At 70.5% G+C, this 22,196-nt stretch carries 18 protein-coding genes and 2 tRNA genes; 8 read left to right on the top strand and 12 right to left on the bottom strand.

From position 1 onward, the window contains the following. Positions 1-19 precede the first annotated feature (19 nt). The 7 genes from WBG06_RS21635 to WBG06_RS21665 form a co-directional block, all read right to left on the bottom strand. Entirely contained in the window at positions 20-2,716 is a 2,697-nt protein-coding gene (locus tag WBG06_RS21635) for a choice-of-anchor J domain-containing protein (RefSeq protein WP_336739137.1), read from the bottom strand. A 154-nt stretch (positions 2,717-2,870) separates the two neighbouring features. After that, complete coding sequence (locus WBG06_RS21640; RefSeq protein WP_336739139.1) at positions 2,871-6,653, bottom strand: S8 family serine peptidase; 3,783 nt, start codon at positions 6,651-6,653, stop codon at positions 2,871-2,873. A gap of 194 nt (positions 6,654-6,847) precedes the next feature. Further along, positions 6,848-6,923 (bottom strand) — tRNA-Glu (locus WBG06_RS21645). Between the two features lie 63 nt (positions 6,924-6,986). Continuing rightward, positions 6,987-7,058 (bottom strand) — tRNA-Gln (locus WBG06_RS21650). A gap of 92 nt (positions 7,059-7,150) precedes the next feature. Further along, positions 7,151-8,107: a CPBP family intramembrane glutamic endopeptidase gene (locus WBG06_RS21655; RefSeq protein WP_336739140.1), complete on the bottom strand. Its 957-nt coding sequence runs from the start codon at positions 8,105-8,107 to the stop codon at positions 7,151-7,153. A 19-nt stretch (positions 8,108-8,126) separates the two neighbouring features. Then, complete coding sequence (gene gltX, locus WBG06_RS21660) at positions 8,127-9,617, bottom strand: glutamate--tRNA ligase (protein WP_336739356.1); 1,491 nt, start codon at positions 9,615-9,617, stop codon at positions 8,127-8,129. A gap of 50 nt (positions 9,618-9,667) precedes the next feature. Further along, a complete protein-coding gene (locus WBG06_RS21665; protein WP_336739141.1) occupies positions 9,668-10,480 on the bottom strand; it encodes a fumarylacetoacetate hydrolase family protein in 813 nt (270 codons plus the stop codon). Between the two features lie 70 nt (positions 10,481-10,550). Here WBG06_RS21665 and WBG06_RS21670 point away from each other — a divergent pair, with 70 nt between their 5' ends. The 5 genes from WBG06_RS21670 to WBG06_RS21690 all read left to right on the top strand — a co-directional run bounded on the left by WBG06_RS21670 (position 10,551) and on the right by WBG06_RS21690 (position 14,682). Beyond that, a complete protein-coding gene (locus tag WBG06_RS21670; protein WP_336739143.1) occupies positions 10,551-11,408 on the top strand; it encodes a 3-methyladenine DNA glycosylase in 858 nt (285 codons plus the stop codon). 139 nt (positions 11,409-11,547) lie between these two features. Next, positions 11,548-11,844, top strand: coding sequence for a hypothetical protein (locus tag WBG06_RS21675; protein ID WP_336739145.1), 297 nt, complete (start codon positions 11,548-11,550; stop codon positions 11,842-11,844). Between the two features lie 30 nt (positions 11,845-11,874). Further along, on the top strand, positions 11,875-12,963 hold the full coding sequence (locus tag WBG06_RS21680; protein ID WP_336739147.1) for an alpha/beta fold hydrolase: 1,089 nt from the start codon (positions 11,875-11,877) through the stop codon (positions 12,961-12,963). 52 nt (positions 12,964-13,015) lie between these two features. Then, positions 13,016-13,624 (top strand): pentapeptide repeat-containing protein, encoded by a 609-nt coding sequence (locus WBG06_RS21685; protein WP_336739149.1) that lies wholly within the window; start codon positions 13,016-13,018, stop codon positions 13,622-13,624. Between the two features lie 20 nt (positions 13,625-13,644). Further along, on the top strand, positions 13,645-14,682 hold the full coding sequence (locus WBG06_RS21690; protein ID WP_336739151.1) for a DUF2330 domain-containing protein: 1,038 nt from the start codon (positions 13,645-13,647) through the stop codon (positions 14,680-14,682). Here WBG06_RS21690 and WBG06_RS21695 read toward each other — a convergent pair. Next, positions 14,668-15,237: a TetR/AcrR family transcriptional regulator C-terminal domain-containing protein gene (locus WBG06_RS21695; protein ID WP_336739153.1), complete on the bottom strand. Its 570-nt coding sequence runs from the start codon at positions 15,235-15,237 to the stop codon at positions 14,668-14,670. The genes WBG06_RS21690 and WBG06_RS21695 overlap by 15 nt on opposite strands. Before the next feature lie 111 nt (positions 15,238-15,348). On the opposite strand from WBG06_RS21695, the gene WBG06_RS21700 reads away from it, so the two are divergent. Genes WBG06_RS21700 through WBG06_RS21710 form a run of 3 tightly spaced genes read left to right on the top strand, consistent with a single transcriptional unit; the run spans position 15,349 to position 17,256 of the window. After that, positions 15,349-15,957, top strand: coding sequence for a biotin transporter BioY (locus WBG06_RS21700; protein WP_336739155.1), 609 nt, complete (start codon positions 15,349-15,351; stop codon positions 15,955-15,957). Next, a complete protein-coding gene (locus WBG06_RS21705; protein ID WP_336739157.1) occupies positions 15,950-16,654 on the top strand; it encodes an energy-coupling factor ABC transporter ATP-binding protein in 705 nt (234 codons plus the stop codon). Before WBG06_RS21700 ends, WBG06_RS21705 begins: the two co-directional genes overlap by 8 nt. 2 nt (positions 16,655-16,656) lie before the next feature. Next, on the top strand, positions 16,657-17,256 hold the full coding sequence (locus WBG06_RS21710) for a CbiQ family ECF transporter T component (protein ID WP_336739158.1): 600 nt from the start codon (positions 16,657-16,659) through the stop codon (positions 17,254-17,256). A 231-nt stretch (positions 17,257-17,487) separates the two neighbouring features. Here WBG06_RS21710 and WBG06_RS21715 read toward each other — a convergent pair whose 3' ends face one another. The 4 genes from WBG06_RS21715 to cimA form a co-directional block, all read right to left on the bottom strand. Next, complete coding sequence (locus WBG06_RS21715; protein ID WP_336739159.1) at positions 17,488-18,894, bottom strand: amidase; 1,407 nt, start codon at positions 18,892-18,894, stop codon at positions 17,488-17,490. Between the two features lie 9 nt (positions 18,895-18,903). Further along, a complete protein-coding gene (locus WBG06_RS21720) occupies positions 18,904-19,854 on the bottom strand; it encodes a GNAT family N-acetyltransferase (protein WP_336739161.1) in 951 nt (316 codons plus the stop codon). 120 nt (positions 19,855-19,974) lie between these two features. Continuing rightward, positions 19,975-20,505, bottom strand: coding sequence for an NADPH-dependent FMN reductase (locus tag WBG06_RS21725; protein ID WP_336739162.1), 531 nt, complete (start codon positions 20,503-20,505; stop codon positions 19,975-19,977). A gap of 64 nt (positions 20,506-20,569) precedes the next feature. Beyond that, on the bottom strand, positions 20,570-22,180 hold the full coding sequence (gene cimA / locus WBG06_RS21730) for a citramalate synthase (RefSeq protein WP_336739163.1): 1,611 nt from the start codon (positions 22,178-22,180) through the stop codon (positions 20,570-20,572). Between the last annotated feature and the right edge of the window lie 16 nt (positions 22,181-22,196).

Consider the following 22,196-nt stretch of genomic DNA (forward strand, 5'->3'; position numbering starts at 1 on the left):
CGATGGGTCGTCATGCCGGTCAGCAGCCGGTCCGGGTCAGGGTGAAGTCCTCGGTCGCCACGTCCGAGGGGCTCTTGGGTGCCTTGAGGAGGCGCGTCTCGATCTCGTAGTCGTCCTGGCCGACGACGAGCTGGAGCTGCCTCTCGTCCTTGTCGATCCAGCGGCGGTAGCGGCCGTCTGCTGCCGTGGTCAGGGTCCATCCGGACCTGACCCCGTCGACCTGCACCGTCGCACCCGCCAGCGGCGCGGTGGTGCCATCGCACGCCGTCGCGGTCACGGTGCCCTGCAGAAAGCCCCAGTCTTTCGGCGCGGGGACGCGCATGGTCACCGCCAGCGGCGCCACCGGGTAGGGGGTGTCCTCGACCAGACCCAGCTCGGCGGCCAGGTCACCAGGCTGCCCGGCACCGGCCGGGTCCGCCGTCACGGTCATCGTGACCGACTCCCCCGGCTGGAGGGTGGTGCCCGAACCGGGGACGGTCGAGAGCCAGCCGACGTCGGTCGCCGCCGGCTCGCAGCCGTCGTACCCGCTGAGGACGAACACGTCCTGCTTGCCGGTGTAGCCCGCGGAGGCGCCCCCGACGCGTACGCCGCAGGCCGAGCCGCCGCGGTAGAGCAGCGTGTTGTTCCAGGGCAGCTGGGACCAGCGGTCCGCGCCGGGGTCGTAGGCCCAGGCGTCGCGGGTGGGGAAGCCGGCGTACATCCCGCCGGCCACGGCCAGACGGCCGCCCGAGGCCCAGGTCGCGGCACCCCAGCTCTCGCCCGGGAAGTGCGCGCCCTCGGTCCAGGTGTCGGTGGCCGGGTCGTAGATCCAGGTGGTTCCGTTGACTCCGTAGTAGTCGTCGGTGTCGGCGCCGCCGGCACAGACGATGCGGCCGTCGATGGCGCCGCACGAAGGCCAGGAGACCTTGACCGGGTAGTCGGCGAGCCGATGGAACTCGTCGGCGGCCACGTCGTAGGCCAGCACGCTGCTGTTGCCGCAGACCGTGGTGCACCCGCCGACGGTGTAGACGACGCCGTCGAGGATCGCGCTGCCGGAGCCGGCCAGCGCCTGCGGGGACGCAACGCCTGTGCTCCAGCTGTCGGTCTCCGGCGAGTAGCGCAGCACCTGCGAGGCGAGGTGCTGCCGGTTGTCGGTCCATCCGCCGACCAAGACCATCGTGCCGTCCACGAAGCCACCAGCGGCGGCCAGCCGGCCCTCGGGCATCGAGGCGGTCGGCTGCCACGATCCGGTGCGGTCGGGCAGAACCCATCCGTCGGTGATGGGCTTACGGTCGGAGCTCGCTCCACCGAAGGAGTAGAGGTCGCCGTCGTGGTCACCGGCGATGTTCTCCGTGACGCTCGCCGGCAGGGACGACAGGCGGCTCCAGGCCTGGTTCTGCGGTGCCGGGGCGGCCGGAGCCCAGTCGTCGTCCAGCCGCTCCGGCGACTCGGTGCTGTTGTCCGGCTTCAGGAGCGCGAACCCATGGTCCCGCTCGCGCACGCCGAGGGTGGCCGGCGCGGTGCCAGAGTTGGTGACGGTGACCGTCTGGGTCCCGGTCTCGCCCCAGGGCACGGTCGCGTCGAGCCCGGTGCCGGCGACCTCGAGCCGCCCGGCGGCGAGCCGAACGTCCGCGGTCGCCACCTCGTCCGGACGGACGCGTACGGGAGCCTCGCCGGTGACGTACTCCGCCCTGTCGACCGAGACGGTGTGCTCCCCTACCGACACAAAGCCCCAGTAGAACCCGGGATCGGTACGCGGCGAGGCGATGTCGGCGCCGTCCACCCGGGCGCGCGCACCCGTGACCACCGCGCCGGTGTTCTGATCGGTCGCGGTCCCGGTGATGAGGCCACCCTCGAGAGGGAGGCAGCCGCGCTTGCCGACGAACACGTCGTCGACCGCAAACCAGTAGATCCCACCGGTGAAGTGGAACCGCACCCGGACATCGGCCTGGTCGGCTGCCCCTGGCAGCGGGACGACGTGGGTGACCGGCCCGCGCTCGCCACCGCTCTTGCTCCACACGGTGGACCAGGTCTGGCCTCCGTCGACGGATACACTCGCCGAGGCGGTCCCCGGGCCGAGGTCACGCAGGTCGCTGGAGAACTGCAGCTCCGGTGCGGTGACCCCGCTGAGGTCGGTCGCCGGCGAGATCAACGAGGAGTCGACGGCCTGGGCAGTCCCGGCATCGCGGTCGACGATCGCGAAACCGCCCGCTCCCCCGGTCAGGTTGCCGCGCCCGCCGGGGTCGTCGAAGCGCCAGATGTTGCCGGTGCCCGCATGGTCCACGACCTGCCACCCGTTCGGGGTCGTGGTGGTGTCGAAGCCCTCGGTCATCCCGTCGAGGCGGTATCCCGGAGCCGTGCAGGTGCTGGTGTCGGCGGTCACCTCGAGGTCGACGGCGGTGCCGCCGGACTCGACCGTGACCGGGGTCGTGGTGGTCTCGTAGCCTGGGTAGACCGGGTCCGCACTCACCTCTGCGACGGTCCCGGACGGTACGTCGAGGCGGAACGCACCGGTCACCGGGTCCGAGTACGTCACCTCGGAGGTCCCGCTCACGCTCACCCGGGCACGCACCGGCCAGCCGTGACCCGAGGCGTCACGTACCTGACCGGTCAGCAGCCCGGTCCCCGCATCGGCCTCCGCTGCGGACAAGCCGCCGGCGGCAACCCCTGGAGCCGCGACCCCAGTGAGCACCACGGCTGCGACCGCGGCGAGACTGAGTCTGGAACGTGAACCCATGCGAACCCCTTTGATGCCCGATGTGCGAGAAGCTGTGCGACGAGTCGGCTCAGACGATGGCAGTGCCGTCGAGGCAGGCACAACGGGTTCATGGGTCGGGAACACGCCATGTCGAGAACCCGTCATGCCTGCCGGTCAGAGATCACGCGATCTCTCAGTCGGCCGGCTGACCGATCCGGTACGCCCGGACCATGGTCTGGTCGACCTCGGATCCGCGCTTGTCGGCCATCCGGACCCGCAGGTGGGTGAAGGCCCCAGGGGCGGCATCCGCCGGCACGATCGCGAACCAGCCGGTCGCCGTCCGCTGGATGCGGGCGGGACGCCAGTCGGTGACCTCGCCGAGGCGGGACTGGTCGCCGACGGCATAGTCGAGCGAGACCTGCGCCAGGTCGACGGGACCCTCGACGGTGTCGCTCACCGCGGACAGCGGGATCCGGGTCTCGGTCCCTGACGGCACCTGGTTGGTCAGGTCGACCGGGACGTCGATGACCGGGACCAGCAGCGGCTGCGCCCCCTGGTCCTCGGGCGAGGTCGGGAACTGCCACTGCGTGCTGTAGGCGATACCTACCTGGTCGGCCGCGGAGGCAGGACGGCCCCAGGTCTGGCGGAACGTGACCACAGCCTTCTGTTCCGGCAGCAGGTACATCCCGTCCTTCTGCGGCAGCGGCTCCCCGTCCAGGAGCAGCTGGCGGCTGCCGGTGTCGCGGTAGTCACCGGTGGCGTCGTGCCCGCCGGCGTCGCCGTAGGGTGCGATCGCGAAGGACAGCCGGTTGGCCTTGCGGGTCATCAGCGAGCGGTCGTAGGTGTTGCGGGTGGCACCGAAGGGCGCCTTGAACCACGTGCTGTGCTGCGTCCGGCCGGCGGTCATCGTCCTCGGCCCGTCGAAGGACGACCCGTAGGTCGTGCCACCGAACCCACGCGAGACGATCGTCGTCCAGGCCACGTCCGGCTGAGCCGTGAAGAACTCGGTACGCCGCACCGGAGCAGCGAGCCGAAGCGTCGTGCCACCGGCGTACTGGCCTGCAAGGCCGGGCACCTTGAGCTGGACGTCGGAGGCGTAGGCGGTCTGGCCACCCTGGGCGTGGTAGCCGGCGTCGATGCGCGCCAGCTTCGGGTCGAGAACCCGCTCGACGCCCGGTGCGATCTCGTCCTGGCGGTAGCGGGCGAGGTTGTACAGGTACGGGCTGGATGCCAGCGGAGTCCCACTCCACGACATCGTGACCGGGCCGTCGGACAGCTCGGCCTGCAGGGCGAGCGAGTCCTGCCAGGTGACGGTGATCGCGGGGAGCTTGGAGCCGCTACCGCTGAGCTGGAAACGTCCGACCGTGTCGGGGACCGCGGCGACGATGCCGGCCGCCCCGCCGGCGACGGCCGCCGTCGACCAGGTGTTGGGGTTCCCGCCGCCGGTTCCGGCGTCGAGCAGCACGACCTTGCCGTTGATGTCGTGGTTCGCGAAGTTCTCCGGGGTGCCCTTGCCGATGTAGACCAGCGGTGCAGAACCATCGTCGGCGAACTCGGGTGCCAACAGGACGGGGAAGTCGTCGACGGTGCGTCCACCGGACGAGGTCATCGTCAACCGGGGCGCCGCGAGCCTCGCAGACGCCACGAAGGCGAGCTTGTCGTCGCGTGCCGGCTCGGCGTAGATCGCCTTGGTGAGCATCGGGATCGTCTGCAGGAACCCGGCGCGGACCACTCCGTCGTCGGTGAGCTCGTAGGACAGGCCCATCGCGAAGCCGGCGGCCTCGGTGGGCCGGTTGGTCTTCCAGGCGATCTCCTCGGCGTCGCGCGCGTCGAGCGTGACAGTGGTGTCTCCGTCGACCTCGATCTCTGAGCGGTAGAGCTGCGAGAGGGAGGCGACGCTGCCCACGTTGCCGGGCTCGTCACGAGTCATCACGGTCCCGCTGAGCGCGTAGGTGCCGTAGGGGACCCGGATGGTGGTGCTGCCCGCGGCCGGCGAGCCGAGCGTGTAACGACGGGCGGTGTCGCGATGACCGTCGAAGAGCTGGAACGTGGAGGGGCTCGCTGCCGGGTCGCCGTGCCGATCGACCGCACGCACGGTCAGGTTCGCGGTCGGCTCCTGCAGATGGATCGAGTACGGCGCGACCACCCGTGACCCGTTGGCGCCGGTGGCGACGAGCCGGCCGGTGACCACCCCGTACGCCGCGGCGGGGATCTCCACCGTCGGGTCGATGTCGAACGTCACGTCGGCGGTGCCGCCGGCGGGGACGACGACGGAGTCGGTGGTCAGCGCCACCAGGCCCTCCACCCGGGTCTTGCCGTCGTCGCCCAGGCTCGGGGACACGTCGAGGTCGAGCTCGACCGGCTGATCCGACCGGTTCGTGAGGGTGAGCGTGCCCGTCGTGGGATCGAGGTCGCGCTGGGGGTAGGCGAAGTCGCCGAGCGACTGGCTGGGTGCCGCGTAGATCGCCTGGTCGATGGCACGACCGACATCGAGCGGCCCGGCGCCCTGCTCCGGCACCGGCGCGGTGGTCTCGTCGGCAGAGGACGTCAGGATGCTCTTGAGCTCCGTCGGCGTCAGCTCCGGGTCGTCCTGCAGCGCGAGCGCAGCGGCGCCGGCCACATGCGGAGTGGCCATCGAGGTCCCGGACATGGCGGTGTAGGCGTGGTCCCCGCGACCACCGGCGTTGGCCGCGATCACGTCGACGCCCTGCGAGGCGATGTCGGGCTTCGACCAGTCGCTGCCCACCGCCGGCCCCCGGCTGGAGAACGGCGCCGTCGCGTTGCCCCGGTCGACCGCACCGACGGTGAGCGCTGCCGGTGAGCAGCCTGGGGTCGCCACGGTGCCGTGGCGGTAGGCGTTGCCCGCAGCCACCACGAACAGGGCCCGGTCGCTCAGCGCCTCGAGGGCCTGGGTGTCGAGGCTGGTGCAGGAGGTCGCCGCGTCGTTGCCCAACGACATCGACACGATGTCCGCGCCCTGGTCGACCGCCCACTGCATGCCGGCGATGATCCCGCTGGTGGAGCCGGAGCCCGAGTTGTCGAGCACCTTGCCGACGAGCAGGTCGGCGCCCGGCGCCACCCCGGCGTAGCGACCCTCGGAGGCGGCGCCGCTGCCGCCGACGGTCGAGGCCGTGTGGGTGCCGTGGCCGTGGAGGTCGTCGATGTCCTCGCCCGGGACGAAGGAGCGAGACGTGGTGACCCGGTCCGCGAGATCAGGGTGGCCGACGTCGTAGCCGGAGTCCAGGACCGCGACGGTGACGCCGGTGCCGTCGATGCCTCGGGCATGGGCCTGGTCCGCCCCGGTGAGCGGGACGGTCGGCGTCCCCAGGTCGGGGACGGCCGTGCCGTGCACGGGCGCGTCGAGCCAGATCTTGTCCACCGCTCCCGCCGTCCGCGCCGACGTTCGGGGCTCGAGGCGCCCCCAGGCCTCCGCGGCCTGCTCCTTCTCGATGCTCAGCGCTGTCGCTCCGACCGACGGGAGGGCGACACCGCGCACGGCCCCGGGGACCGTGGCGCGGGGAGAGTGCCCACCCTCGTACTGCACGATCACCGGCAGCGAGTCGCGGTTCGCGTCGTCGTACCCGCTGGCGATCAGGGCGGTCAGGTCGAACAGGCCGAGGTCGAGCCGACCGGCATCGATCATCGGCTGCACACCGTCGGGGACGACATAGGTGTGCTGACCGTCCTGCCACACCACGCTGCCGTGGTCGGCGGTGTCGGCGCCGTCACCGGCACGCAGCCCGGCCGAGAGCACCCGGCCCGAGCCGTCGACCCGGGCGTCGACGACGTCGCCGGTGACGAGGGTGACGCTCACCGGGCGCCCGTCCGCCTGCCCCGCCGCACCGGGCGGCTGGTTCGCGGTGCCGGCACCGGCGACATCGGGATCAGCGGCCAACGCCGCTGCGGACCCGCTGACGACCAGGCCCAGGGCGGCCACGGTGACGCAGGACTTTCGCCAGGGCAGGAGAGGGGGCATCGGTTTCTCCGTTTCACGTACGCAGCGCCCGGCAGTGGGCCGGGCGCTCGCACACGCTAAGCGACGAGAAGACGGGTGGACCCCCGCCGACGATGTCGGACTGTCGCCATGTCGCAGCCTCGCCAGGGCTGGCCGTCAGCGCGTCCGAGAAATGACGAAGGGCTCCGAGTCAGTGACTCGGAGCCCTTCCTGCGTGGTACCCCCGACCGGATTTGAACCGGCGTTACCGCCGTGAGAGGGCGACGTCCTAGGCCGCTAGACGACGGGGGCTTGCAGCGGGTGAAACCTTAGCGAACCGCTTCGGTGACTCCCAAATCCTCCAGAGAGGATCCGCTGGGCTACTAGGACTCGAACCTAGAATAACTGGACCAGAACCAGTCGTGTTGCCAATTACACCATAGCCCATCGCCTTGCTGGACAAAGTCCCACAAGGACGATCCGGCCCTCAGGATTTCTCCCTCGAACCGAGAGGAAACATTACCGGCGAGGCCCCCAGGCTACGAAATCGGCACGCCCTCATCGCTCTTCGTCGTGGTCGCGAGGCCCATCGACCGGGCGGCCCACACCGTCAGCGCCAGGAAGACGCCCGACTGGACCAGCGTGACCGGGATCCGCCACCACGACGCCTCGGAGGTGTTGAGCACCGTCGAGATGTCGCCGAAGGCCACAGCCATCCCGAGACTGACGAAGTTGTTGAGGACGTGCATCGCGATGCCCGCCTCGATGCCCCCGGTGGCGATGACGCAGATGCCGGCGACGATCCCGAACGCGAACCGGTCCAGGAACAGAGGCAGGTCCTGGGACCCGTGGGCAAAGGCGAACAGCAGCGCGGTGATCGTCACCGCAACCGTGCGCGCGCCGAGCATCCCCCCGAAGAGCGAGCCGAAGGTCTGGAAGATGTAGCCGCGGAACAGATACTCCTCCCCCGCCGCCTGCAGCGGGGTGAGCAGCACGATCACGAGTACGAAGTCGCGCATCGTGCTCGTCCAGGGGTTGAGCGTGCTGGGCCCGAGCTCCTCGCCCGGGATCGGCAGCCGGGAGGCGACGATGACGGTGACCACCATCGTGATCACCGCGATCCCGAGGCAGCGCAGCAGCCAGCGCCAGCGGATCCGCCGCTCCACCGAGGCCAGCCACCCGGGTCGCAGCCCGTGCAGCGCCCAGCACAGCAGCATGGCCGCGGGGATGGCACCGGCGAGCGAGAGCAGCAGGAACGCCAGCGACTCGGGCGTGACGTTCTCGACATCGGCGACGCGGGCCATCCCGGTGGCGACGTCGTCGCCGGCGAGGACGAAGAAGATCTCGAACCCGGCGAGCACCACCGCCGGCGAGACGAAGAAGACGCAGAGGCCGATCAGGATGAGACCGATCAGGGGCCGCCCCCAGCCGCTGCGCCCGCTGCGCTGCACCTGGTAGTAAGCCAGTCCCGAGGGCGGTTCCACGACCGTGCTCATCCTGCCCGTCCTGCCACGTTCAGCTCCTCCCGAGAACCGCCTTCAGGCGCCCCAGCGTACGCTCCCGGCCGAGCAGCTCCATGGATTCGAACAGCGGCGGGCTGATCCGCTTGCCGGTCACCGCGACCCGCACCGGGCCGTACGCCTTGCGCGGCTTGAGCTCGAGGCCGTCGATCAGAGCCGCGGTCAGCGCGTCCTGGATGTCGGCCGTCGACCACGTGGAGAGACCGGCCAGCGCGTCGTAGGAGGCCTGGACGACGCCCAGGCCCTCCTCGTCGAGCAGCTTGGCGGCATCCTCCTCGTCGAGGGCGAAGTCGGCCTCGGGCACGAAGAGGAATCGCAGCATGTCGGAGGCCTCGCCGAGCTTGTTGATCCGCTCGGCGACCAGCGGCATCGCCGCCTCCAGCATCTGCGCGTCGGCGTCGTGCACCGGGTCGCCGATTACGCCGTCGGCCTTGAGGTAGGGAATCACCCGGTGGGTGATCTCCTCGACCGGCAGCAGGCGCATGTGGGAGGCGTTGATCGCCTCGGCCTTCTTGATGTCGAAGCGGGCCGGGTTCTTGACCACGTCGTGGATCTCGAAGGCCTCGACCATCTCCTCCATAGTGAAGATGTCGCGGTCGGCGGCGATCGCCCAGCCGAGCAGCGCCACGTAGTTGAGCAGCCCCTCCGGCAGGAAGCCCTCCTCGCGGTACTTCAGCGCGTGCGCCTCGGGGTCGCGCTTGGAGAGCTTCTTGTTGCCCTGGCCCATCACGTACGGCAGGTGACCGTACTCAGGCGCACGCTCGGCCAGGCCGATCTCCACGAACGCGTCGAAGAGGGCGATCTGCCGCGGCGTACTGCTCAGCAGGTCTTCGCCACGGAACACGTGGGTGATGTTCATGGTGGCGTCGTCGACGGGCGCGGTGAGCGTGTAGAGCGGGTCGCCGTTGGCGCGGGCGAGCGCGTAGTCGGGGACGTGCTTGGTCTCGAAGGTGACCTCGCCGCGGACGAGGTCGTTGAAGGTGATCGAGCCGTCGGGCATGCGGAACCGGGGCACGCTGGTGCGACCCTCGGCCTCGTAGGCCTTGATCTGGTCCTCGCTCAGGTCGCGACAGTGGTTGTCATAGCCCTGAGCCGGCGCCTCGCCCTTGATCCCCTCGGCCTTGGCTGCCTTGTAGGCGGCCAGCCGCTCCTCGTAGCGGGCGGTGGTCTCCTCGCCGGTGCAGTAGCACTCGTAGACGTGGGAGGAGGCACGCAGCCGCGCGAGCGCGTCGGCGTAGATCGCCGAGCGCTCGGACTGGCGGTAGGGGCCGTAGGGACCGCCCACCTCGACGCCCTCGTCCCAGTCGAGCTTGAGCCAGCGCATCAGGTCGATGAGCCCGTCGTAGGACTCCTCGGTGTTGCGGGCCTTGTCGGTGTCCTCGATGCGGAAAACGAAGGTGCCGCCGTGGTGGCGCGCGAAGGCCCAGTTGAACAGGGCGGTCCGGACCAGGCCGACGTGGGGCGAGCCGGTCGGCGAGGGTGCCATCCGGACCCGGTAGTCCTTCGGCTCGAGTGTGTTGTTCAGTCCGCTGCCAGTCACCGCTGTGCCACCTTGTTCGTCAGAGCTCCGAGCCCCTCGACGAAGATCTCGATCTCGTCGCCGGGCTCCATGGGACCGACACCCTCGGGGGTGCCGGTGAGGATCACATCGCCGGGCAGCAGCGTCATCACGCTGCTGATGTGGGCGATCAGCTTCGGGATGCCGTGGACGAGGTCCTTCGTGGACCCGTCCTGGACGACATCACCGTTGAGGAAGGTCTGGATGCGTACGCCGGCCGCGAGCTGTTCCGGCTCGACGTCGGTCTCGATCCAGGGACCGAGCGGGCAGAAGGTGTCGTAGCCCTTCGCCTGGGAGAAGTGCTTCAGCCGCCGCTGGACGTCGCGGGCGGTGACGTCGTTGGCGACCGTCATCCCGTAGATGACGTCCTTCACCTTCTCCTCCGGGACGTCGCGGCAGATCCGGCCGATCACGATCGCGAGCTCGCCCTCGTAGTGGAGGTCCTCGACCCCCGCGGGCCGCTGGATCGCGTCGTCCGGGCCGCAGACCGCGGTGTTGGGCTTGATGAAGAAGAGCGGCTCCTCGGGAACCTCGTTGCCGAGCTCGGCCGCGTGCTTGGCGTAGTTGCGGGCGACCGCGACCACCTTGCTGCGCGGGATCACCGGCGCGAGCAGCTTGACGTCGTCGAACTTGTGGACCTGATCGGTGATGTTGACACCCGAGAACAGCGGGTCGCCCTGGAGCGCGACCACGGTCGCGTCCTCGCTGAGCTGGCCGTAGCCGTCTAGGTCCCCCATGACGACGCCGAACTGGGGCTCGCCACCCTTGGTCGTGAATCTGGCGATGCGCACGTGCTGAGCCTATCCGGACCCGTCGCCACGATTCACTTCACGATGCGCCGCCTTCGTAGGCTTGTACGTCGTGGAGGTGCTGTCGCGTTCGGAATGGACCGCTCGCGCGGACGCTCACCGCGCGCGCCTGGCGCCCTACGTCGAGCCGCATCTCGCCCGCCGCGGCGCCCGGGTCAAGCACCCGGTGAACGACTTCCTCTTCACCTACTACTCCTACCGACCCGCCCAGCTGCTGCGCTGGCATCCGGGGTTCGGGGTGAGGCTGTCGGACGCTCCGGAGTACGCCTCGCTCCGCGGCTATGCGGACGGCACCGTCTCCGCGGACTTCCTCGCCGACAAGCGCCTGCTCGTCGAGACGCTCCTGAAGCTGCTCCGCGCGACCGCAGCACGCGACGGCAACTTCGGCTGCTTCGGCCTCCACGAGTGGGCGATGGTCTACCGGCTCACCCCGGAGCAGGTGCGCCACGCCGACTGGCCCTTGCGGTTGGGGGCCGCCGGAACCGACCGCGTCGTCGAGTCCCACCGGATCGCGTGCAGCCACTTCGACGCGTACCGCTTCTTCACGCCCCCGGCCGCACCGCTCAACACCCTCTCCCCGCGCTCCGACGACCGCGCGGCCTTCGAGCAGCCCGGCTGCCTGCACGGCAACATGGACCTCTACAAGCACGCCTTCCGGCTCTCGCCCCTGATCTCCTCCGACCTGGTCGCCGACTGCTTCGAGCTCGCCTGGGAGATCCGCACGATGGACATGAAGGCCGCCCCCTACGACCTCGCCGAGCTCGGCCTCGACCCGATCCGCATCGAGACGGCCGCTGGGAAGCAGGAGTACGCCGCCGCCCAGCGCGCCTTCGCCGAGCGCGCCCACCCCCTTCGGCGACGGTTGATCACCGAGTGCGAACGATTGCTGACCGCTACCTCCGACCCGTGACCTTCAAGGGATCGAGAGGCGGCCACACGCTCACCGCAATCGTCCGCGACACGCCGTGATTCCGGCGTGTCGCTTCGGTCGAGAGGAGGCTTGTGGCCACCCACCCGGCCGTTCATCCTTGATCCCATCGATTCGCCATGTGACGACAGCGTCGGGCGGGCAGGATGTCCGGGTGCTGCCCCGTGCGACCACCCGAGAAGAGTGGCTGACGTACCTTGGTTGTGCCGTTCTCTTCACGGTGCTCAGCGCGTGGATCGCCTTCGACAGCGTTGAGAACGGATCCGCCGGTCTCAACTCTCCGGAGAACGAACGAACGCTCGGCGTGGTCTTCGCCGCCGTGGGCCTCAGCGCAGTCGCGTACATCCTCGTCAGGCTTCGCACCGGAGAGGCGGCGACGGCGCCCACGCAGTCTGCCAGTGACGGCCGACACACGTGACCCGGGGCGCTGGGTTACGTTAGGTCCACGATGGCCATTCTTCCCCGCCCCCGACACGCTGCCGCCTCGATCGCCACCACGGTCGGCGCAGCGGCGGGGAACGTCGCGCACGCCTTCCTCTACGGCGGGCTCGCCGACCTGCGGCCGGTGCCGCGCACGTTGATCGACGACGGGACCCGGCGCGAGCTCTACCACTACCGACCGGTGGCGGGCGAGACCCCGGAGGGCGACCCGGTGCTGCTGGTGACGCCGCTGGCGGCGCCGGCGATCTGCTACGACCTGCGGCGCGGCTGCTCGGTGGTCGAGCACCTGGTCGAGACGAACCGGCCGACCTACCTGGTCGAGTACGGCGAGGTGAACTTCGCCGACCGCAGCCTCGGCATCGAGCACTGGATCGAGCACGTCGTCCCGGAGGCGATCCGGTCGGTCTCCGAGCACGCCGGGGGACGGCCGGTGCACGTGGTCGGCTGGTCGCTCGGGGGGATCTTCACGATGCTCACCGCCGCCGACTCCCCCGACCTCCCGATCGCCTCGATCGCGGTGCTCGGCTCGCCCTGCGACGTACGTCAGGTGCCGTTGATCGCGCCGCTGCGGCCGCTGCTCAACCTGCCGCCGGGGAATCTGGTGACCACCGCCTACCAGGCCTTCGGCGGCGCCCCGAAACCGCTGGTCAGGTGGGCATTCCAGCTCTCCTCCGTCGACAAGATGTTCACCAAGCCGGTCGCGAAGCTGTCCAACCTGGCCGACCGCGAATTCCTCGCTCAGCTCGAGGCCGTCGACCGGTTCACCGACAACATCATCGCCTACCCGGGGCGTACGTTCGGGCAGCTCTACCACCACTTCTTCCGCACCAACGCGCTGTTCAGCGGGCAGATCGACGTCAGCGACGACCACTCCGTCTACCTGCGCGACGTCAAGCAGCCCACGCTCGTCGTCGCCGGTGCCAACGACGGCATCGGTCCTGTCGCCGCGGTCAAGCCGCTGGTCGACCTGCTCACCGGCGCCGAGGAGCTTCGGTTCGAGGTCGTGCCCGGCGGCCACCTCGGTCTGCTCACCGGCCGCGCCGCCCGCGAGACCACCTGGCCGCTCCTCGACGAGTGGTTCGCCCAGCACGACTGATCCGTTCCGCCCGGACCCGAGAACTGTCGGTGCTCGGTGGCAGGGTGAGCCCATGTCGCACCCACCCGCCGAAGCCACCGACGAGCACTTCCGCAGCGAGGACTGGTACGGAGCCGACCTGTCCGGCTCGCGGTTCGTCGACTGCGTCTTCACCGATGTCGACCTGACCGAGGCGAACACCTCCTCGGCGCTCTTCGAGCGATGCACGTTCCACGGTGGCCGGTTCAACGCCTCCACACATGTCGGGTCGGCGTTCGTGGGCTGTGACTTCCGGCGCACGAACTTCTTCGACTCGACCTTCGAGGGCTGCAAGCTCAGCGGCACCGAGTTCTCCGACTGCACCCTGCGGCCGCTGAAGGTGACCGGCGGCGTGTGGCGGGGTGTCTCGCTGCGCGGCGCGAACCTCGCCCGGCTCGACCTGTCCGGGCTGGACCTGCGCGACGCCGACCTGTCGCTGGCCGACCTCACCGACGCGGTGCTGCGAGACGCCCGGCTCGGCGGAGCGACCGTCCAGGAGACGACTCTCCACGGCGCCGATCTCCGTGGTGCCGACCTCGACCGTGTGGATCTCACCACCGCGTCGCTGCGCGGCACCAAGCTCGATCTCGCCGGCGCCGTGCTGCTCGCCGAGCTTCACGGAGCCGAGGTCGAGACGGGGTGAGCACCGATAGGTTGTCCGCCATGTTCCGTGGAGCGGTACGCCTCGCCCTGGTCGCCGTCGTCGCCGGCCTGCTGCTTGTCCCGGGTGCCGCGCGGGCGTGCGCGTGCGGGGCGGCGTACGTCCCGGAGGGCCACACCGTCGAGGCCGGCGAGGAGATCGCCTTCTTGAGCTGGGCGGAGGAAGGCGAGCGGGAGCGGCTCGAGATGCTGCTTGGGATCACCACGGAGACTCCGGACCTCGCGATCCTGGTGCCGACGCCGACCACCCCGACCGTCACCCAGGGAGACCCGGAGCGCTTCGACGAACTGGCCCGGCTGGCCACCCCGCCACCGAAGAAGGACTGGTCGCTCGGCGGCGAGGACGGCGCGGGCGCACCGCCCGGCGCAGCACCCGACGTCATCTCCCGGACCGTGCTGGAGGACGTCGTCGCCACCGTCATCGAGGGTGGCGACGCCGGCGGGGTGGCCGGTTGGCTGCGTACGAACGGGTACGCGACCAAGCCCGAGCTCGAGCCGATCATCGCCGACTATCTCGCCGAGGGCTGGCGATTCACCGCGGTCAAGATGCGCGGCGACAAGCCGTTCGACGGATACGCCGACCCGATCGTCCTCACCTTCGACACGTCGAGTCTGGTCTATCCGATGCGGCTCAGCTCTGCCGCCGAGAACCTGGGCGAGGTCACCGTCTTCACCCTCGACCGCACGTTCCGAATGCCCCGCGCCTCGTGGGTGTCGGGGGCGCAGCCTGCGGCCGCGGTGGAGCTGGTCGAGGACGGCGTCCACGACGACGTGCTCGACAACCTCGTCGAGCAGGGACAGAACCGGCTGACCAAGTGGGCCCTCTCGGTCGACGACCCTGCCACGCTCACCAACGACCTCGAGCTCGCCCGGGAGCCGGGGATCGAGGAGACCTTCACGCCGGCAGCGACCGAGGCCGCACGCGACGCCCAGCGCAACCTCTCGCCGTGGGTCGCGGTGCTCAGCGGCGCGCTCGGCCTGGTCGTCGGGGCCGGGGCGGTGCTGCTGTTGCGCCGGCGCCGCTCCTCAGCGGTCGGCTGAGGCCTCGCGGACGGCCTTGGCCATCGAGATGCCGGCGGCGACCAGGCCCAGCCCGGTGACGAAGTCGTCGGTGTCGCGTACGTCGTCCTCGATGGCGCCCGCGGCGGCCGCCTGGAGGTGGGTCTGCTCGTCGACGGCATGCCCGTAGACGAAGTGGAGCAGGGTGCGGGCCGCGACCGGGGCGAGGTCGCCGAGGCCGCCGTCGTCCAACGCGGCGACGAGGTCGTCGTACGGCTGGGTGGCGCCGAGCCCGAAGGCCCATACGGTGGCGACGACCTCGGCGCCGTCGCGGTAGGCCAGCAGCGAATCGCGCAGGTCGGTGCAGATGCCGGTGACGCGTACGTCCCACTCGCCCGCCTGCTCGTTCCGGCCGCGCAGCAGGATCTCGTCGGCCACCGCGGCGAGCAGGGACTGCTTGTTGGCGAAGTGGTGGTAGAGCGCGCTGGGGCGTACGCCGAGCTCCGCACCGAGGCGGCGCATCGTCAGGTCGGCGAGACCGTAGTCGTCGAGGACCTGCAGCGCGCGGGCGACGACGTCCTCACGGCGGTAACGCATGTTGCTCCCAGGGGCCGGGTGGTGGGACGAAGTGGACGAAGACGTACGTCGACCTTAACCTGAACACCGTTCACCTGACCACGGTTCAGGTCTGAGTACGCAGGAGCGAGTATGACCGAGTCCCCCACGAGCACCGACGAGAGCCCCACGACCAGGGCGCTGCGTCTCGACACCACCGACCTCGCCCTGGTGGCCGCGTTCGCGGCCCTGATCGCGGTCTGCTCCTATCTCGCAGCCATCCCGATGGGCGGCGCCGGTGTGCCACTGACCCTGCAGGGTTTCGCGCTCCTGCTGACCGGCGCGCTGCTGGGCCCGCTGCGTGGCACCGCCGCGGTGGTCCTCTACCTCGTCCTCGGCGTCGCCGGTCTCCCTGTCTTCGCGGGCCATGCGGCCGGACCGGGCGTCTTCGTCGGCGTGACCGCCGGCTACCTGTGGTCGTTCCCGATCATGGTGCTTGCGGTCGGTCTGCTCGTGAAGTACGTCCTGCGATCCCGCCGCACCAACCCCCTCCTCGTCTTCGCCGCCTGTGTCGTCGGCGTCGTCATCAACCATGTCGGCGGCATCATCGGGATGGCCGTCGTGCTCCACGTCGGCCTGCTGGAGGCAGCGGCCTTCGACGCGCCCTACTGGGTCGGCGACTTCATCAAGGCTGCGGTCGCCGCGATCGTCGCTTCCCAGGTCCACCGCGCCTTCCCGAAGCTGCTCGCTCGGCGTGGCTGAGATCCGCTTCGAGGCCGCCGAGGTCCGGGTCGAGTCCCCGGATCAGGCCGGCTCACGCACCATCCTGGAGCCGACCACGCTGTCGCTGACCGAGCAGCGGGTCGGGATCGTCGGCGGCAACGGATCGGGAAAGTCGACTCTCGCCCGGCTGATCAACGGGCTGATGCTGCCCAGCGCGGGGCGCGTCACCGTCGACGGTCTCGACGTCGCTCGCCAGGGCGCTGCGGTGCGCCGGCGCGTCGGGTTCACGTTCACCGACCCCGCGGCCCAGCTGGTGATGCCGACCTGTGTGGAGGACGTCGAGCTGTCGTTGCGCCGCACCGTCAAGGATCGCGTACGCCGCAAGCAGATCGCCCTCGAGACCTTGGTCCGCTTCGGGCTGGCCGAGCGAGCCGAGGTCAGCGTCCATGCCCTCTCCGGCGGTCAACGTCAGCTGCTGGCCTTGGCCGGCGTGCTCGCCACCGAGCCGGAGGTGCTCGTCACCGACGAGCCGACCACGCTCCTCGACCTGCGCAACACCCGGATGGTCGGTGACCTGCTCCTCTCGCTCCCCCAGCAGCTCGTCCTCGTCACCCACGACCTCGACCTCGTACGCCGCTGCGACCGCGTCCTCGTCGTCGAGGACGGTCGGGTCTGCTTCGACGGGGACGCCGACTCGGCGGTCAAGCACTACGTGAGGACGGTGAGCGAAGGATGAGCATGACGGTCGGGCTCTACCGCCCGGGCGACACCGTGCTCCACCGGCTCCCGGTAGGTGCCAAGCTCCTCGGCCTGGCCGTCCTCAGCATCGCGATCGTCGTGCTGCGCGGGCCGCTCGTCGCGATCGGGTTCCTCGGGGTCGCCGTCGTGCTCGCGCTCGTCGGACGGCTCGACCTGGCTGCGACTGCGCGGGCGCTCCGTGCCGTGCTCGTCATCGCCGTCGTGGTCGCTCTGCTGCAGTGGTGGCTGTTCACGTTGCCTCGAGCTGTCGAGTCCCTGCTCGACCTGATCTCGTTGGCCCTGCTGGCACTCACCCTGACCGTGACGACGCCCACCACCGAGACGTTGGACGCCGTGGTCCGGTGGATCCGCCCGCTGCGCCGCATCGGGATCGACCCGGAGCGCGTCGCGCTCACGATCTCGATGGCGATCCAGGCGCTTCCCGGCACCCTCACCCTGGCTCAGGAGACCCGCGACGCCGCCCGCGCCCGCGGCCTCGGCCGATCCCCCCGGGCCTACCTCACCCCGTTCGTCATCCGCGTCGTCGCCCGCGCCCACGAGACCGGTGACGCCCTCAAGGCCCGCGGCCTCGGCGACTGACCCCAGCCGAAGCGTCACCCCGGTCGGTCGAGGCGTCACCCAATCAGCCGAAACGTCACTCCGGTCGGCCGAGCTGGCACCCCAACTGGCCGAAGCGTCACTCCGGTCGGCCGAGCTGGCACCTCGGTGACGTGTCGGCCGACGTACGTGACGCCTCGGCCGACGTACGTGACGCCTCGGCCGACGCGCGCGACGTCTCGGCCGACGTAGGTGACGCCTCGGCGATCGGGGTCACCAGCCGGGAGGGAGGCGGTGGTCCCAGAGGGCGGCGGCTTCGATCTGGGCGGAGAGGGAGAGCAGGAGGGACTCCTCGGCCGGGCGGGCGGCGAGCATGACGCCGACAGGGAGGCCGGAAGGGGTCCAGTGGAGCGGCAGCGAGATGGCGGGCATGCCGGTGACGTTCCAGGCGGAGGTCCAGGGGGTGAACTCCTTCTGCGCCTGGAAGTCGGCGGCGGGATCGGTGTCGTTGCGGATCTCGCCGACTTTCGGCGGAGGGGTGGCGAGGGTCGGGGTGAGCACGGCGTCGTAGGGGGCCAGCGCCTCGAGCGCCACCGCCGCGAAGCGGCGCAGCTCCGCGATCGCCAACCCGAACTGCGGGCCGCTGACGGCCTCACCCCGCTCGGTGAGCCAGCGGGTGAGCGGCCGGATCTGCGATCGCTGCTCAGCCGCGAGGTTCACGACCGACATGGCTGTCCCGACGGCCCAGACCGTCTCGAAGACCGCAACCGCCTCGACCGGCAGCGGCCGCGGGATGTCGACGATCTCGTGACCCAGCGACTCCAGCAGGGACGACGCGTTCTCCCACGCCGTGACGCACTCGGCGTCGACGGTGGTCTCGGCGATCAACGGCTCGATGAACCGGGCGATACGCAGCCGTCCGGGTGGCCGGTCGCACGCGTCCAGGAACGGGAGCGGCTCCTCGGGTGCCCAGAAAGGATCCCCCGTACGCCGCCCCGCGAGCACGTCAAGGAAGGCCGCCGCGTCCCGCACCGTCCGGGCGATCGGGCCGGCGGTGGCGAGGCCGGCCGCGTCGCCGTACATCGGCGACGGCGAGATCCGCCCGCGGGTCGGCTTCAGTCCGATCAGCCCGCAGCACGAGGCCGGGATCCGGATCGAGCCGCCGCCGTCGGAACCCTGCGCGACCGGCACGAGCCCGGCGGCCACCGCCGCAGCAGCACCTCCGGAGGAGCCGCCGGCGATCCGCGTACGGTCCCAGGGGGTGACGGCAGGCGGCGCCACGTCCGGCTCGGTGTAGCAGGGCGAGCCGAACTCGGGGGTGTTGGTCTTCCCGAGCGAGATCATCCCGGCCGCCTCGATCGAGAGGGTCACGTTGTCGGACACCTCGGGGACGAACGAGGCGAAGGCCGCCGACCCGAAGGTCGTGCGCACCCCGCGGGTGAGGTTGAGGTCCTTGATCGCGGTGGGCACGCCCCACAGCGGCGAGGCGCCGACCGGCTTGACGGCGAGCTCACGTGCACACGTCGAGATCCGCTCCTCGGCCACGGTGACGAAGGCGCCGACATCGTCGAGCCTGGCGATCCGGTCGAGGTAGTGCTCGGCGAGCTCTCCCGGGGAGATCTCGCACCGATGCAGCAGCTCTCCCTGTTCCAGGGCGGTCAGATCATGTAGCTCGGCCACCCCTGCAGGCTAACGCCACTCGCCCTCGAGCATCGCGTAGTGCACCAAGGTCGTCCACTCTCCCTTGAACCACTCGGCCTCGCGCTCGACCGCCTCCTTGCGCATCCCGAGCCGCTCGATCACCCGCGCGGAAGCGGTGTTGCGCTCGTCGACCCTGGCGATGACCCGGTGCAGACCGAGCCCGTCGAACGCCAGCCCCAGCAACGCCCGAGCCGTCTCGGTGGCGAAGCCTCGACCGTGGAACTCCGGGTTGAACGCGTACCCGATCTCCCCCGAGCGCTGCTCCTTGCTGTGCCAGAAGAGCACGATGTCGCCGATCAGCCGGCCCTCGTGCTCGACCGCGAGGCAGAGCACCTCGCCCTCGCGGCGCAGGACGGAGGGGCGCCGACCCGGGGCGTACGCCTGGCGCAGCTGCTCGCGGTCACGCGGCACCGCCGGGATGTAGCGGCACACGTCCTCGCGGGAGAGGTAGGCGTGCAGGTCGTCGAGGTCGCGCTCGACGTCGATCGGGCGCAGCGCCAAGCGCTCGGTCCGGACCGGATAGTCGGGGGCCAGCACCGGCTCGCCGACCTCCTGGAAGAGACTCAGGTGCAGGTCGGCGGGGCCGTCGAGCCGCGCGTTGAGCGAGTCCCACGGCGTCCGGGTGGGCGGCGCCACCAGGGCCGCACCCGCCTCGACCAGCCGCTCGGCCGCACCGGCCGAGTCCTCGACCTCGAACGCCAGCCGTACGTGCCCGGCGGCAGGGCGCCCGACCTCGACCTCGTCGATGTAGGCGTGCTGAGCCGGGTTGGCCAGCTCGAGCGTGGCCCGGCCGGCATCGAGAATGGTCACCTCCGCCCCGCCGGGACCGGAGATGGCGGCCTCCTCGGAGAGGCCGAGGGTGTCGCGGTAGAACGCCACCGCCTGCTCGTAGTCCTTCGCCTCGACCACCACACGCAGCTGCTTCACACGCTCACTCATGTGCGCAACGTACGGCCGAACGGCCCGTTGCGCACGCGATAAATGACCGAGGTCGGGTCTCCCCCCGGAGAGACCCGACCTCGTGGTGCCGCCTGGATGGGGATCAGACGGCCTCGCTCATCACGCCTCGAAGGCGGCGAGCTTCTCGACGGCAGCGGCGAAGCGCGCCTGGACCTCGGCGTCGGCGAACACGTCGATCTCGTGGGCCGGCTGCGAGACGATCGCGTCCTCGACGACGGTCGCGCCGGCGATGCTGACCGAGCGAGCGGCGTCGGCGTGCGCCCACTTGCCGCCGTAGGGGGTCGGGGTGATGCCGATGACGGCGACGCTCTTGCCCTTGATGGCACCCGCGGCGTACGGGCGGGAGAGCCAGTCGATCGCGTTCTTGAGCACGCCCGGGATGGTGGCGTTGTATTCGGGCGTCACGATCAGCACGCGGTCGGCCTCGGTGACCGTCTTGCGGATCTGGGTGACCTCCTCGCCCGGCTCGGCCTCGAGGTCCTCGTTGAAGAACGGCAGCTGACCCAGGCCCTCGACGATCTCGAGGGAGATGCCCTCGGGCGCCTCCGCGGCGAGCTTCTCTGCGAGCTTACGGTTGGTGGACTCGGCGCGCAGGCTGCCAACGAGTACGGCGATGCGGGTGTCGGACACAGGTTCTCCTCGAAAGACGCGGAAAGTTCAATGTTGAACTGTCCAACACTCCCCCACCGCGGATTCATTCCGTGGCGAGGACCTCTACCGGTGTGGGCTTGCTCACGTGGTGTCGCAACCCGAAGGTGAGCCCGTCGACCAGCGCCTCCCAGGACGCCTCGATCACGTTCGACCCGACCCCGACCGTCGTCCAGGACGTCACGCCGTCGGAGGTCTCGATCAGCACCCGGGTCTTCGCGTCGGTGCCGTGACCCTGGTCGAAGATCCGCACCTTGAAGTCGATCAGGTCGAAGTCGGCGACCACCGGGAACGCGCGGGTGATCGCCGCGCGCAGCGCCTGGTCGAGGGCGTTGACCGGTCCGTTGCCCTCCCCCGTCGAGACGTGACGTACGCCGTCGGCATGGATCTTCACGATCGCCTCGGTGGTCGAGGCGGCCTCCGCGCCGCCGCCCCGGGCCTCGGAGATCACCCGCCACGACTCGACGTCGAAGAAGGAGGGCCTCGCGCCCTCGACCTCCTCGATCAGGAGCAGCTCGAACGAGGCGTCCGCGGCCTCGAAGGTGTAGCCGCGCTGCTCGGCCTCCTTGACCCGCGCGGTCACCCGGGTCACCAGGTCGCGGTCCTCGGAGAGGTCGTAGCCCAGCTCACGGCCCTTGAGCTCGATCGAGGCACGACCGGCCATGTCGGAGACCAGCAGCCGCATGTCGTTGCCGACCCCGGCCGGATCCATGTGCTGGTAGAGGTCGGGGTCGACCTTGATCGCGGAGGCGTGCAGCCCGGCCTTGTGCGTGAAGGCGGAGGCGCCTACGTAGGGCTGCCGCCCGGCGGGCGGCACGTTGGTCACCTCGGCGACTGCATGGGCGACCCGGGTCGCCTCGCCCAGCAGGCCGGCCGGAAGCACCTCGCGACCCATCTTGAGCTGCAGGTTGGCGACCACGGAGACGAGGTCGGCGTTGCCCGTACGCTCCCCGTAGCCGTTGATGCAGCCCTGGACGTGCATCGCGCCGGCGTCCACGGCGGCCAGCGAGTTGGCGACCGCGCACCCGGTGTCGTTGTGGCAGTGGATCCCGACGGCTCCGTGGGTGGTCTCCCGGACGTCGTGGACGACGTCGGCCACCCAGGTCGGGAGCATGCCGCCGTTGGTGTCGCACAGCGCGACCACCTCGGCACCCGCCTCGTAGGCCGTCCGCAGAACCTCCATCGCGTAGTCGCGGTTGGCCCGGTAGCCGTCGAAGAAGTGCTCGGCGTCGAGGAAGACCTGCTGGCCCTCCTCGCGCAGGTGAGTGACGGTGTCGCGGATCATCGCCAGGTTCTCGGCAAGAGTGGTGCGCAGCGCGAGCTCGACGTGACGGTCGTGGGACTTGGCGACGAGAGTGACGACGCCCGCACCGGAGTCTCGGAGCGCGGCCACCTGAGGATCGTCGGCCGCCTTGACGCCCGCCCGCCGGGTCGACCCGAACGCCGCCAGCCGCGCGTGCTCCAGGTCGAGCTCGGAGACGGCCCGCTTGAAGAACTCGGTGTCCTTCGGGTTCGCACCCGGCCAGCCGCCCTCGATGAACCCGACGCCCAGCCCGTCGAGGTGCCGCGCGATCGCGAGCTTGTCGGCGACGCTGAGATTGAGGCCCTCCTGCTGCGCACCGTCGCGCAGAGTGGTGTCGTAGACGTGGAATTCCATGGCGCTGTCCTCGGGC

This window comes from Nocardioides sp. CCNWLW239 (genome assembly GCF_037137035.1).
GTDB lineage: Bacteria > Actinomycetota > Actinomycetes > Propionibacteriales > Nocardioidaceae > Nocardioides.